The organism is Tenacibaculum aiptasiae, from assembly GCF_965221665.1.
Classification (GTDB): Bacteria; Bacteroidota; Bacteroidia; order Flavobacteriales; family Flavobacteriaceae; genus Polaribacter; species Polaribacter aiptasiae.
On record NZ_CBDCSN010000002.1, the window covers coordinates 1,629,633 to 1,642,671 of the forward strand.

At 30.2% G+C, this 13,039-nt stretch carries 13 protein-coding genes; 4 read left to right on the forward strand and 9 right to left on the reverse strand.

The features are described from left to right. Positions 1–113 precede the first annotated feature (113 nt). The 6 genes from ACOQN8_RS07790 to ACOQN8_RS07815 form a co-directional block, all read right to left on the reverse strand. Entirely contained in the window at positions 114–695 is a 582-nt protein-coding gene (locus ACOQN8_RS07790; protein ID WP_420552256.1) for a DUF3885 domain-containing protein, read from the reverse strand. 38 nt (positions 696–733) lie between these two features. After that, positions 734–1,594, reverse strand: coding sequence for an SH3 domain-containing protein (locus ACOQN8_RS07795; protein ID WP_272150699.1), 861 nt, complete (start codon positions 1,592–1,594; stop codon positions 734–736). Between the two features lie 71 nt (positions 1,595–1,665). Continuing rightward, entirely contained in the window at positions 1,666–2,349 is a 684-nt protein-coding gene (locus ACOQN8_RS07800) for a hypothetical protein (protein WP_420552257.1), read from the reverse strand. A 133-nt stretch (positions 2,350–2,482) separates the two neighbouring features. Beyond that, positions 2,483–3,235, reverse strand: coding sequence for a hypothetical protein (locus ACOQN8_RS07805; RefSeq protein ID WP_420552258.1), 753 nt, complete (start codon positions 3,233–3,235; stop codon positions 2,483–2,485). Between the two features lie 276 nt (positions 3,236–3,511). Then, the gene (locus ACOQN8_RS07810) at positions 3,512–4,207 is read right to left on the reverse strand and encodes a LytR/AlgR family response regulator transcription factor (RefSeq protein ID WP_420552259.1); all 696 of its coding nucleotides are present in this window, start codon (positions 4,205–4,207) and stop codon (positions 3,512–3,514) included. Continuing rightward, positions 4,207–5,151 (reverse strand): sensor histidine kinase, encoded by a 945-nt coding sequence (locus ACOQN8_RS07815; protein WP_420552260.1) that lies wholly within the window; start codon positions 5,149–5,151, stop codon positions 4,207–4,209. Before ACOQN8_RS07815 ends, ACOQN8_RS07810 begins: the two co-directional genes overlap by 1 nt. A gap of 231 nt (positions 5,152–5,382) precedes the next feature. On the opposite strand from ACOQN8_RS07815, the gene ACOQN8_RS07820 reads away from it, so the two are divergent. After that, a complete protein-coding gene (locus tag ACOQN8_RS07820; protein ID WP_420552261.1) occupies positions 5,383–6,474 on the forward strand; it encodes a serine hydrolase domain-containing protein in 1,092 nt (363 codons plus the stop codon). A 119-nt stretch (positions 6,475–6,593) separates the two neighbouring features. Here ACOQN8_RS07820 and ACOQN8_RS07825 read toward each other — a convergent pair whose 3' ends face one another. The 3 genes from ACOQN8_RS07825 to pruA form a co-directional block, all read right to left on the reverse strand. After that, a complete protein-coding gene (locus ACOQN8_RS07825) occupies positions 6,594–7,178 on the reverse strand; it encodes a hypothetical protein (protein ID WP_420552262.1) in 585 nt (194 codons plus the stop codon). Positions 7,179–7,273: 95 nt separating this feature from the next. Beyond that, a complete protein-coding gene (locus ACOQN8_RS07830) occupies positions 7,274–7,936 on the reverse strand; it encodes a hypothetical protein (protein WP_420552263.1) in 663 nt (220 codons plus the stop codon). A gap of 146 nt (positions 7,937–8,082) precedes the next feature. Beyond that, the gene (gene pruA / locus ACOQN8_RS07835) at positions 8,083–9,708 is read right to left on the reverse strand and encodes an L-glutamate gamma-semialdehyde dehydrogenase (protein WP_150900207.1); all 1,626 of its coding nucleotides are present in this window, start codon (positions 9,706–9,708) and stop codon (positions 8,083–8,085) included. A gap of 198 nt (positions 9,709–9,906) precedes the next feature. Here pruA and ACOQN8_RS07840 point away from each other — a divergent pair, with 198 nt between their 5' ends. The 3 genes from ACOQN8_RS07840 to ACOQN8_RS07850 are packed head-to-tail and all read left to right on the forward strand — an operon-like array spanning position 9,907 to position 13,037. Beyond that, positions 9,907–10,593: an NRDE family protein gene (locus ACOQN8_RS07840; RefSeq protein WP_420552264.1), complete on the forward strand. Its 687-nt coding sequence runs from the start codon at positions 9,907–9,909 to the stop codon at positions 10,591–10,593. A gap of 54 nt (positions 10,594–10,647) precedes the next feature. Continuing rightward, complete coding sequence (locus ACOQN8_RS07845; RefSeq protein WP_420552265.1) at positions 10,648–11,319, forward strand: hypothetical protein; 672 nt, start codon at positions 10,648–10,650, stop codon at positions 11,317–11,319. Between the two features lie 5 nt (positions 11,320–11,324). Then, complete coding sequence (locus ACOQN8_RS07850; RefSeq protein ID WP_420552266.1) at positions 11,325–13,037, forward strand: hypothetical protein; 1,713 nt, start codon at positions 11,325–11,327, stop codon at positions 13,035–13,037. Positions 13,038–13,039: the final 2 nt, after the last annotated feature.

The following is a 13,039-nucleotide window of genomic DNA, read 5'->3' on the forward strand; positions in this document are numbered from 1 at the left end:
TTATAGATAGAGCTTACTAAACAGTAAAGGGAGCTTGGTTGAGGTTGTTTTACTAACGCTCTTTATATAGTGCTACACTTTGTATCTTGTTGTAGTGGTTTTTTATTTCTCTTTTACATTTCATCTTTTCGATCAGGAAGCCAATCCTTGTATTTAATTTTTAATGTATCACGCTTTTCAGTCGAGTCTACAATCACATCAACTCCACCATCATAAGGCGCAATGATACATTTCCTTGACGGACTAACAAACATTGCTCTTATTTTATCATCAGCAATTGATTTTAAGATTTGATCCCTTTTTCCGCTTTCCCAATTTTCAGTTTTTATATAAATGTCAAAATACATTTCGTCTTCATATTCTTTTGGCCTTTCTTTTTGTAAATCAATTCTCAAAACCTTTTGAAATTCTCCAAATTCGGTTAGTTTTTTGTAGTTGTCATTGATTGAATCCCATTGATAAAGCCCAAATGAAATAGCAACTTCTGATTTGTCTCCAATCAGGTCGTCAATTAATTGGTTTTGTCGATTAAGTATGATTTTATATTCGTTTTCATTCTCTGCGTATCTTTTTGATTTAGGAAGACTATGAATTCTAAACCATCTATCAGGATATATCGTTTTCAATTCATGATTGATTGGTAAGGATTCTGGATATTCCTTTTTCCAAAAGTCTATAAATTCGCTTTCTGTCATTTCTTTAACGTGCTATACAAATAGCTATGCTTAGTTCTTTAACATCCCATAGGAATTTCAAATTCAATGATTTTTTCAGTAATCTGATTGTTTTTATCAGTCAAGATAACTTTTAGAAATATTCTACTCATTGAAACTCCGCTTGGATATTCATTTGTCTTTTTAATATTTTTTACCAAGTTAGACCATCTTTGTCCGCAAAACTTGTCCACAGCATTTTTAAGCTCACTAATCTTTACGGGAATAAATTTTTCCCAATCTTTACTTGAGTATTCAAAAGTTTTAAATGAATTTTTGATTTTATCATATGGCAATTTTTTCCATTCAGAGTAGAAATGTTTCCATTCAGTTAGATCGCAATGAGGACCTTCGTCCATTATTGTTATAGTATTTTCGTGTCGTTGAAAAACTTCTACTTTCTTATATTTTTTTTGAATGATTTTAAAGAATTTGTTTTCGGGTGTACCAGATAAATCTAAACTCAATTTAGCGGTGTCTTTTTGAATTTTTGTTAAAACAACTAAATCTCCCATAAGTTGAATATTGTCTATTTCAACTATAAATCCATCAAACTTTATTTCTAAACGTTTTTTTAGAACTTTATCTATCAAAAACCCGCTAAAAACATAACCATTTATCGGTTTTTCATCCGCAATTCCCTGAACTTTTAGCCATGAGCCATTTATTTTTTCTCCATTGTCAATAATCGAAAATTTAATACCGGTTTTTTCTTGAACTTCAATTTTCTCAGCATATTTGAATTTACCTAACCTTTTTGAGTTTTTATTAGGCTCTTCTCTGACTATTAAACCATTGTCAGCACTAACATATAGAATCTCTTGTCCATAAAAAGGACTGTATGTTAATATTAATAGTATAATTAAAATTATTTTCTTCATTTTTATTAATGTTAACTTGTTTAAATGTGGAGTTTTAGGTGCTCAAATAACTAAAAATAATTACTAGATCTTTAAGCTTTAAACTCCATAATGTCAAGTTTCATTTCTTGATTCCAAAACTCCATTTTGTCTTTATAAATTCTTGTTATTGGATATCCATCAATCTCTCTTTTCGATTTCCAAGTCAAATGAACAACTGCAATATTTCCATTTTCTAGTTCCAACACAATATCATCATTATTAGTTTTTCTTGCTACTAATTCAATTTTCTTGTCCTGTAATAAATGATTTTCAGGCAACTCAAGTTTGAGTTCGTTCATTAGAGCTTCAATATTTTTTTCCTCCATTTCCATTGCATCACAATAGGGGTCAAGATAGTCCAATACAAAAATTGATGTATTAAGTTCTTCTTCTAAATTTCCTTTCTCTAATAAATTAGCAATTGTTTTTTCAATACATTCTCTAGTTAGTTCTTTGACAAAAAGATCAGGTGGTGTTTGATAAAGTCCATTTGCGTTTTCTCCGCTTTTTTCATCTTGTTTGATTGCAGTTTCAAGGAATTTATATGTCCAAACGTTAATTCCATATCTTCTTCCGTCTAATGTGTTAACTCCAATGTTTGCGAAATCATTTTCAACATCATCCCAAGGACTTGTTACTTCAAATTCAAGCCATAATTTGAAAGGAGTATTTCCGATTTCAATTATTTTATCACTTAATGGATTTGGTTCCATATTTAGGCTTTTAATATCCATTTATTTTAATTTATTTGTTATTGAAGGTTGTTTCTGTTATTTGCCTAATATATCTGGCTAAGCGGAACTTTCGTATGATTTTCTAGTTCCTATATCAAATCTTAAGTAAAAATAGCTTGCGCTAAAAGCTTTCTTATCTCATCCATCCTTCGATAACATAGTTTTTTTCAAAAAGCTTTATCTCTTTATTTTGGTTATCTGCTTTAAACCAGATTTCAAATCTTGCTCCATATGGTTTTCCCCAATCACCTTCATAGATGGTAAAGTTATCTTTTGTTCCAAATTTTTTCGTTTCTCCATTAGTATTTTCAATTCGAATTGTTGAGCTTTCCTTTAGGCTTGATGTAGAAAGTTCTATTTCTTGAGTGATTTCAAATGCCTTTAGAAAGAGAGTTCCATTTTGATCTGAATTTAACCAAACATCAAATTCATATAATCCAGGTTGAAATGAATTATAGAGTTGGAATTCAGTTTTTTTTATATTAAGGTTTAGGCTATCAGGCCTAATTTCTTCAAAATTCTCACCCATTTCTAAATCAATAGGGTAATCAATGACAACGTTTTTTGGAATGGTTAAATTATCTGCAAAAGTGTCTGTGTCGGGTCCAAACATTGATATAAATGATACTATAAATATTAGTTTTTTAATACCCAAAAATAGCACTGCTAATTGCAAAATTCCCAAATACCATTTTCCTTTAATAAGTTGCCAAATACCTGCTATAAACAATAGAATGATACTTGATAACAACAAGTAAGCAATTATGTTTAAGAACAGATCATTTGTTGAGGAAATCAGTCCAATGAAGATTAATGCACTTAAAATAAAAAGAAGCACAGGTATCCACCATTTAATCAGTATATATATTTTAATTTTTTCTTTCATTCAATTGGTTGCAATTTATTTGTATGTAGAACATTGTTCCTATTATTTGCCTAGTGTGTCTAGCTAAGCGGAGTTTTAGGTGTTTTTATTGAACTTAAAATAGCAATTAAATTTTTTTAAGTATTCGAATATAGTTAAAAAAAAGGATTTGGTTATAAACACAGCTAGTCAAACAACAAAGCAACCTAGTTTAGATTGCTTTTGAGGTGTTATGTTGGTGTTTGGTAGGATGTAAGGTAGTTATTCAAGTTATTGTGTAGTATGTTTTTGAATGTTTTATTTTATTAAACGATTAATATTAAGCTTATACATTTTGCCTATTGGTATTTTGTTATCATGAATATGAATTCTATTTCCTTCTATCAATTCAATTTTATCTATTGAGACTATAAAAGATTTGTGAACTCTTATAAATTGACTTTCGGGTAGGTTGTGTGTAAAGGAAGTTAAGGTTTGATGAGAAACAATCATCTTATCAAGCAAATATATTTTAGCATAATTACCATAAGCTTCAATGAATAGAATATCTTTTAATTTAATTTGATGGTATTTTTTGTCTTCCTTAATAAAAATCTTATTTTCTGTAGTTTCAGTATTTTGTATTGGGTTGGATTTTATTGCCAGTGCATCGGAAACTTTACTAACAGATTTTACAAAACGACTAAAGTTAAATGGTTTTAACAGGTAATCGTCAATATTTAACTCATAACCTTCTATAGCGAACTCTTTATAGGCTGTAGTAATAATGATTTTAGGAGGATTAGAAAGTGTTTTTAAAAAATCTAAGCCTGAAAGTTTAGGCATATTAATGTCTAAAAAAATAAGATCGATTGAATGTTTATTTAAATATTCAAGGGCTTCAAAAGCATTATAGCAGCTTTTTTGGAATGATAGATACGATAGGTTGCTCGCATAATCTTTAATATTATCATGAGATGCAGTTTCGTCATCTACAATTATATATTTTATCATTACTTAATTATTTCTAAGGTTGTTGAATAGATGTTCTCTTCTATACTATTGCACAATTGATGTGTGTTTGGATATAATATATTTAAACGATCTTTTAAGTTTTTAAGTCCAATACCATTGTTTTCTGATGATTCATCATCATAGTTGTTTTTAACTATAAACCTTATTTTACTATCATCTTCAACAAGATTTATATGAACAAATGCATTTTCGGTTGCTTTTTCGACTCCATGTTTAAAAGCATTTTCTAATAAGATGATAAACAATAATGGAGCTATTGTTGCATCCGAATTTTTAATAGTCTTTTCGAAATTTACATCGATGTCTTTATGGTATCTAGCTGTTTGTAAATCAATATAGTTTATTAAGTATTGTATTTCATCTTTCAATTGTACTTTTTCTTTTCCGCTATCATAAATAGTGAATCGCATTAAGTCTGATAATTTTAAAACATAATCTTGTGCTACATCTGTATCTTTCTTTATTAGGGAGTATAAATTGTTTAATGTGTTAAAGAAAAAATGAGGGTTTATTTGATTTTTTAAGAGCATCAACTCAGCTTCTAATTTATCATTTTTAAGCTTTTGAATGCCTTTTTGGTATTTGTATATCCAATAAAAGATTAAATATGCAATTTCGATAGTAAAAAGAATCCTAATAGAGTTTGTAATAAACCCATCAGTTCCTGTAGTTACCTGTATTCCGTAAATTAATAGAGGGATACTAATTCCAAAAAAGAGATATTTCACGATTGGATTAGAAGCTCCAAATTTTATCTTTTCAGTTTGGAATAGATAATATAAAAGTGTGTAAAAGACAACTAAGCCCAGTGATGCCGAAAGTACTGTAAAAAGTTCACTTTTAGAGTTTCTTAGAATCACCATTAATACAATGAGTATTCCTGATATAACAGCAGCAGATTTAAATAATTTTGTGTGTGTCATGTTTTCTAATTGTTTATGATTTTGACACAAAGCTATAGTACGAACTCAAGGCGATAATTTTTATTTTATGAACGTCACTTTTTAAAGTGTAAACGATTCAAATTAGAGGTTAAAGGTACTTTAAATATCACAAATAATCATTTGTCATTCTATATACAAGGTTCATCAAAACGTTTATAAACAGCGGTTTTACAGTTTTAGGTTTGCATCAAATTTAAAACTTAATAAAATATGAGAACTATAATTACAATTATTACAATGGCGTTATCGACCTTATTCCTTAATGCGCAAATGACTTCTTCAGAAAAAGAGCTGTTAATTACTTTAGATAAGAGCATTCCTAATGCATTACATGAAAATAAAGTGCCTGGTTTAGCATTAGCAATTATTAAAAAAGGAAAAGTAATTATTAAAAAAGGGTATGGGTATTCTAATATAGATGATAAGACTACTGTTACTAGTAAAACTGGATTTAATATTGGTTCTATTTCTAAAATGTTCACAGCATGGGGAATTATGAAAATGGTAGAAGACGGAAAGATTGAGCTAGACACGCCTATTTCAACATATATTACAAAATGGCAATTACCACTTAGTCAATTTGATGCAAAAAAAGTAACCATAAGGAATTTATTGCAACATACGGCGGGATTATCTGTACATGGATATAATGGCTATCAATCTAGAAAAGGACTAACATCTATTACTGAATCTTTGTCAGGAATTAGTCGTAAAGAAGAAGCGGTAGAATTAATTATGGAACCTGAAAGTAAATGGCAATATTCTGGTGGGGGCTATACTGTTTTACAATTGGTTATTGAAGAAGTAACTGGCAGCACATTTTCTGATTATATGAAAGAAAACATATTTGATCCTTTAAATATGAAACAGACAAGTTTTAACATAGATAAAGCGCTATTAAAAAAATCGTCTAGGGCATATGATGAAGAAGGAGAGGAAATTCCAATACGTTTTTTTAATGCTCAGGCAGCAGCAGGCTTACATACTACTCTTGATGATCTTATTCTTTTTGCAATGGCATCATATTCACAAAACCCAATACTGTCGGAAAAAAGTAAACAACTTCTAATTAGTCCTACGGAATTGTCTAAAGGGAATTACGGAATGGGATATATGGTGATGAATCGTTTTGGAGATTTTACATTACATGGTCATGGAGGATCTAATGAGGGGTGGCATTCTGGTTTTATGCTCGATTTAGAATCGAAATCAGGTATTATAATACTTACGAATGGTTCTTCAGGAAGGAATGTTTTATTTGGAAGTATGAAAGATTGGGCACGTTGGCACGATAGCAATTAAGGAAAGTCTAAATACTATAAACAACGAATGTTTTTAAATAGGACATTCATTGTTTTTGATTTTATTTTAGAATTAGGTTAAAACAAGCAATTACTTATAGTTATTGTTGCACTTCATTTTTATTCAAATATTTTATTCAATTCTTCAACTCCAGAGTCTTGAGCTATTTTCCTGCTAATGGTCCAAATCTCATTTTCCCATATTTTCCAACTTTCCGAACTTGGATTATTCAGACTCATTTTTATTTCAGTATTAGGAGCAAATATTAAATATTCATATCCAACTCCATCTAGTGTGATTCCAGAATTTGCATCAAACATTTCATAAGATGTGAGGTTTCTAATCTTATCCTCGAATTCGTTAGTTTTAGTAATCATATGGAATTCATTAATCTCTCCTTGGTTGCCTATTGTGAAAAGTCCTTGAACTAATTTTTCGGGATTTTTAAATTCTCTAAATTCAGTTTTATCGAATTTTATAGAAAACAACCAGCACCATCCATTAAATGACTGTGCGATATTAACTAACCAGCTGTATTCAATATGCATTTCATTGGTTCTCCAATTTCGGTCGTCTCGGATTGTAATATTTCCAGCTCTTAAATCTGGAATTCCTAATTTAGAACATAAACGAGCAATTACTTTTTGATGAAGCTTTAGCTTATTCAATTCATTTTCTCTTATGGTTTTTGTTCTATTCGTCATTTTTTTAATGAGGTATCATTTGTTTATATGCGGAATATTGTTCCTGTTATTTGCCTAATATGTCTGGCTAAGCGGAGTTTTAGGTGTTTTTATTTTTAGTAATTATACATATCTAATTCATCAAAGTTTTTTATTTCTGATAGTTTGATTAGATTTTCTATTTCAATATTACTCCAAGTTTCTTTAAACTTTTCTTCACCGTCATTATCATTTTTATTTATATTCTTCTTGATTAGTTTTTTTCTTGTCAAAAAGTTAATACTTGTCTCTGTAATTGTAATTGGCCCACGATTGCTACTTGAATCATATCCAATTAATTCTAAATTTGAGTTCTGAAACCTAAAAGTATACTTCCAATATCCATATCTGCCATGACCATAGTGTACGTATAATTTGTTGTTTTTTATTTCAATCCATAATTCAGGAGAAAAATAAACTCCACCGTCTTCATTTTCAGATGAAAAACAGTTAAGATTTTTATCAGTAAGCTGATAGCCTTTCTTCTTTTTAAACAGTACAATAATTCCACGTCTATTTCTATCAACTTTTTTGTTAAACCGATTTGTAACGATATTTGTTGTATCCGTTTTTTTGATTATTAAAACACAATCATTTGTCCCATCTTTATTTAGGTCTCCAAAATATTTTTCAAATAGAGTGTATCCTTCAGGAATAAAGTTAGGGAGAGCGTTGTTTTGTGCTTTACAGTTAAAGACAATCAATAGCAGAAAACCTAATATTTGAAGTTTTTTTTTCATATTGCGAGCAATTTTTTACGCATAAAACTTTAGGTGTTTTTTACAGTTAAAAATAGCAATTAAATTTTTTAAGCATTCGAATATAGCTAAAAAAAAAGCAACCTCAATTGAGGTTGCTTTTATAATAATATATATAAATTAAAGTATTATCCTAAGAAAGGGTACTTGTAATCAGTTGGGCTAACAAACGTTTCTTTAATTAAACGAACAGAAGTCCAACGTAATAAGTTTTGAGCAGAACCAGCTTTATCGTTAGTTCCTGAAGCTCTAGCTCCTCCAAATGGTTGTTGTCCTACTACAGCACCAGTTGGCTTATCGTTAATATAGAAGTTACCAGCAGCATTTTCTAAAGCTTTAGATGCTTTTTCTACAATATATCTGTCTGTAGAGAAAATAGCTCCAGTTAAAGCATACTCAGTAGATTCATCAACTAATTTTAATGAAGCTTCCCACTCCGCATCTTCGTATACGTAAACAGTCATAACAGGACCGAATAATTCAGTACACATAGTAGCATACTTTGGAGATTTACTTACAATCACTGTTGGCTCAATAAAGTATCCTACAGATTTGTCGTAACCACCACCAATAATAATGTCAGCATCAGCATCTTCTTTTGCAGCATCAATATATTTTGCAATCTTATCGAAAGAACCTTCGTGAATTACTGCATTTACAAAATTAGATGGATCTTCTGGAGAACCCATTTTAATTTCACTAGTTTGAGCAACTAAATGCTTTTTAACATCTTCCCAAATAGAAGCAGGAATGTAAGCACGAGAAGCTGCAGAACATTTCTGACCTTGGAATTCAAATGCTCCTCTAGTAATTGCAGTAGCAACTTGTAATGGATTAGCTGAGTTGTGCGCCCAGATAAAATCTTTACCTCCAGTTTCTCCAACAATTCTTGGGTATGTTTTATATGTGTGGATGTTGTTTCCTATTTGTTGCCATAAGTTTTTAAATACGTGCGTAGATCCTGTAAAGTGTAATCCAGAAAAATCTGGAGAAGCTAATACAGTATCAGTAATCATTACTGGGTCACCATATACAACGTTAATTACACCGTCTGGTAAACCAGCTTCTTTAAATAAGTCAACAATTACTTGAGCAGAATATGCTTGGTGATCAGATGGTTTCCAAACAACAACGTTCCCCATTAAAGCAGCTGCAGCAGGTAAGTTAGCAGCAATAGATGTAAAGTTAAATGGAGTAATTGCATATACAAAACCTTCTAATGGTCTGTACTCAACTCTGTTCCAAATTCCAGGAGCAGAAGCAGGCTGATCTTTGAAAATATCAGTCATGTACTCTACGTTGAAACGGAAAAAGTCAATCATTTCACAAGCAGCATCAATTTCTGCTTGGTGTACGTTTTTAGATTGAGCAATCATAGTTGCAGCATTCATTTTTGCTCTATAAGGACCAGCTAATAATTCAGCAGCCTTTAAAAAGATAGAAGCACGTTCCATCCAGCTAACACTAGACCAAGCTTCTCTAGCAGCCAAAGCTGTAGAAATAGCAGCGTCTACGTGAGATTTATCTGCTGTGTGGTACTGACCAACTACATGCTTATGATCATGTGGAGGTGTAATATTTTTAGTGTTTCCAGTTCTAACTTCTTCACCGTTAATGTGCATTGGTACATCAACGTTACTATTGTACATTGCTTTGTAAGTAGCCAATAATTCTTCTCTTTCAGGAGAGCCAGGAGCGTATCCTTTTACAGGTTCGTTTACTGCTTTAGGAACATTAAAAAATCCTCTTGCCATTTTTATTATGTTGTTTGTATGTTTAAAAATATTTTTTTCAAAAAAGCAAAAAACAAAATCTAATACTATTAATTTGCAAAGACTAAGTAGTTTACATTTTCAAACAATCTTTAGATTGATTCGAGGGACAAAGTTAACACTTATTTTTAGTAATAACTAAGTAGTTTTTACGTCTTAATTTACCAAAAGAGATACTATATGTGCACGGTAACTTATTTACCTTTAGGAAATAATGATTTTATATTAACGTCTAACAGGGATGAAGATCCTAAACGAAGAACAATACCACCTAAAGAATACAATGAAGATGGTATAAAATTAAAGTACCCAAAAGACGAATTAGCCGGTGGTACTTGGATTGGTTTATCTGAAAAAAACAGATTGATTTGTCTGTTAAATGGAGGTTTTACAAAACATGTAAGAGCTGCTTCGTATAAAATGAGTAGAGGGATTATAGTTAAAGAATTATTGAAAGTAAATAATCCTGTAGAAATTATTAATCAGTTTGATTTTAATGGAATTGAACCTTTTACTATTGTACTTGTTGATTGGGAAAAAACATTAAATGCCTATGAGTTGGTTTGGGATGGTGAAGAAAAGCATTTTCAAAAACTAGGCGATCAACCTAAAATTTGGTCATCATCTACTTTATATGACGAGGGAATGAAACAATTGCGTAAAAATTGGTTTGCCGATTGGTTAAAAGAGAATACTGAGATTTCTCAGGAAAATATTGTAGCATTTCATCAAGATGATACTAGAGGAGAGGAAGGAGTTTCTTTAAAAATGAAACGTTCAAGGGTTGAAACAGTTAGCACAACTTCAGTAAAAAAAGAAAAGAACCATGTAACTATGGATTATTACATAGTTGACGAAAATATATAGCTCAAAATAATTATTAGAAAGTTGTAGTTTTTAGTATTTTCGCAAAAAAAAGTTATGTGTAAAAAACAGCTGTTCGTGGTAACTACAATGATTCTTTTTTTGTTTACCAGTTGTTTTGAATTTGTTGAAGAAATTAGTTTTAATAAAGACGGGTCGGGTAGTGTTACCTTTACCTTAAATTTAAGCAAGAATAAAACCAAACTAGCCTCAATAATGTTATTAGATAGCATTAATGGTTATAAGGTTCCTTCTAAAAGTGCTATCAGAAAAAAAGTTGCTGAGGTTGTTCAAAAAATAAAAAAAACTAAAGGAGTACATAATGTTAATAGTACGTTAGATTTGGATGAGTTTATACTTGCTATTTCATGTAGCTTTGATAATGTTGAAGCTATAAATAATGTATTAGTAGCTTTTAGTTCTAAAAAACAAGCGCAAGCTATTAAGAAGCAACAGCACTTCACTTATAATAAAAAGAGTAAAACATTTGTTCGTAGTCATCATTTTGATATTGGAAGAGAATTTCAAAAAACCAAAATAAAAGATCGAAAAGTTTTCGAAACAGCTACGTATACAGGTGTATATCGTTTTGATGATTTAGTACAATCAAGTACTAATAAGCAATCAAAGATTTCAAAAAGTAAAAAAGCAGTTATGTTAAGAGTAAAGGCTCAAGACATTATAACCAATAAATACACAATCAAGAATAAAATTCAACTACAGAACTAAAAGTTATGATAAGAAAAATAATCTCAGCATTATTATTAGTAAACACATTTGTTGTTTTACAAGCTCAAAAACTAGAAACTAAAATACCTAATAACGTAGACATTGTTATCGCAGCAAACGCAGATAACTTGTTTAGTTTGATAGATGTTTCGGATATTGATAATAGTTTTTTAGGAAAAGGAGCATTAAGAGGTGCAAATAAAAGAGCAAAAGTTAACTCGGTAAGTGATTTAGGAGTTGATATCAAGTCAAATTCATATTACTTTTTCAAGAAAACAGATAGTATATCTTATCATACTATTTTGGTTGAGTTAACAGATAAAGCACAGTATGAAGCTACTTTAAAAGAAAGACAGCAGAAGAAAATTAAAAGAGAAAACGGATATAACTATATAGAGGGTTATAGTAATTTAACTATTTGGAATGATAATATACTTGCGGTTGTTAACGGAAGTAAATCATATAGTTATTTTAAAGAGCACAAAGAGCGTTTTAACAAATTAAAAGAAGAAGGAGAGTCGAGATATTCTTTTAAAAAGAGAATTGTTAAGTCGTGGATTAAAGAAGAGGCATTGAAAACTTTAAATAGTAGTCCGTCTAATTCAATTGCAACCAATAAAAACTTCCAAAAAGGAAAGAAAAAGAATGCTTCAGCAACATTGTGGGTTCGCAACTATGGAATGTTTATGTCTAACTTAATTCAAGAGTTTGGAAAAACAATGCGATCAACAATGTCGTACTTAATGCCTTCAAAAGGTAAAAACATTTATGGAGTTGAAGAGGTAACCGCTAATTTGTTTTTTGAGAAAGCAAACATTCGAGTTTTATTAGAAATGTCGGTTAGCGATTATATGAAAAAATCTTTTAAGAAGATTTATAACAAGAGAATGAATTCTGCTCTTGTAAATAGCTTTGACCATGAAAAAGCATTGGCATTTTGGAGTATGTCTATTAATACTGAAGAAATGCTTGTACAGTACCCAGTAATGATGAATAACTTATACGGGGCTATTTTACCAAAGTTTAAGCAAGAGTTTGAAATAGTTGGTGATGTATTGTCATTAGTTATTGATGAGGAAGCTATCGCGAAATTAGTAACTGGTGATGCACTTTTTGTGTTAAACGAGTTTGGAAAAAAAGAAGTAGAGTATACAAAGTATGAGTATGATGAAGATTATAAGCGTAAAGAGGTAACAAAGACAAAAGAAACTTTAGTTCCGGACTTTACTATTATGATAGGTTCTGAAGAAAAAGAATTGTTAACTAAAGTATTTAAGTTAGGAGAGAAGTATAAGGCTGTTAAAGAAACGAATAACGTTTATGAGTTAATCTTAAAAGAAGCGAAGTTACCGTTTGGTTTTTATGCAGTAGTTAAAAATGGAGTTTTATATTTTACTACTTCAAAAGCAAATGCTATAAGTATAGAGGCTGGTAGAACTAATTTTGCTAGTAAAAAACATAATAAACTTATAAGAAATAATTCTACAGTATTGTTTGCAGATGTAAATAAGATAATAAACAAATTGCCTACTGAATGGTTTGGGAAGACTGAAGATAAAATGGCTAATTTGTCTAATGAACATATCGAGAATCTTAATTTTACAGTTTCGAGAATGAAAGGAAATAAAATTTCATCGGAATTAAGATTAAATACAAAAGGTAAAGAGGAAAATACATTAAAGCTATTATTTAGATTGATAGATAATATGGCTAAATAAGC

Excerpts from the sequence above, each read along its gene's own strand:
- ACOQN8_RS07790 (WP_420552256.1), bottom strand. The coding sequence starts at position 695 with ATGACAGAAAGCGAATTTATAGACTTTTGGAAAAAGGAATATCCAGAA.
- ACOQN8_RS07795 (WP_272150699.1), bottom strand. The coding sequence starts at position 1,594 with ATGAAGAAAATAATTTTAATTATACTATTAATATTAACATACAGTCCT.
- ACOQN8_RS07800 (WP_420552257.1), bottom strand. The coding sequence starts at position 2,349 with ATGGATATTAAAAGCCTAAATATGGAACCAAATCCATTAAGTGATAAA.
- ACOQN8_RS07805 (WP_420552258.1), bottom strand. The coding sequence starts at position 3,235 with ATGAAAGAAAAAATTAAAATATATATACTGATTAAATGGTGGATACCT.
- ACOQN8_RS07810 (WP_420552259.1), bottom strand. The coding sequence starts at position 4,207 with ATGATAAAATATATAATTGTAGATGACGAAACTGCATCTCATGATAAT.
- ACOQN8_RS07815 (WP_420552260.1), bottom strand. The coding sequence starts at position 5,151 with ATGACACACACAAAATTATTTAAATCTGCTGCTGTTATATCAGGAATA.
- ACOQN8_RS07820 (WP_420552261.1), top strand. The coding sequence starts at position 5,383 with ATGAGAACTATAATTACAATTATTACAATGGCGTTATCGACCTTATTC.
- ACOQN8_RS07825 (WP_420552262.1), bottom strand. The coding sequence starts at position 7,178 with ATGACGAATAGAACAAAAACCATAAGAGAAAATGAATTGAATAAGCTA.
- ACOQN8_RS07830 (WP_420552263.1), bottom strand. The coding sequence starts at position 7,936 with ATGAAAAAAAAACTTCAAATATTAGGTTTTCTGCTATTGATTGTCTTT.
- pruA (WP_150900207.1), bottom strand. The coding sequence starts at position 9,708 with ATGGCAAGAGGATTTTTTAATGTTCCTAAAGCAGTAAACGAACCTGTA.
- ACOQN8_RS07840 (WP_420552264.1), top strand. The coding sequence starts at position 9,907 with ATGTGCACGGTAACTTATTTACCTTTAGGAAATAATGATTTTATATTA.
- ACOQN8_RS07845 (WP_420552265.1), top strand. The coding sequence starts at position 10,648 with ATGTGTAAAAAACAGCTGTTCGTGGTAACTACAATGATTCTTTTTTTG.
- ACOQN8_RS07850 (WP_420552266.1), top strand. The coding sequence starts at position 11,325 with ATGATAAGAAAAATAATCTCAGCATTATTATTAGTAAACACATTTGTT.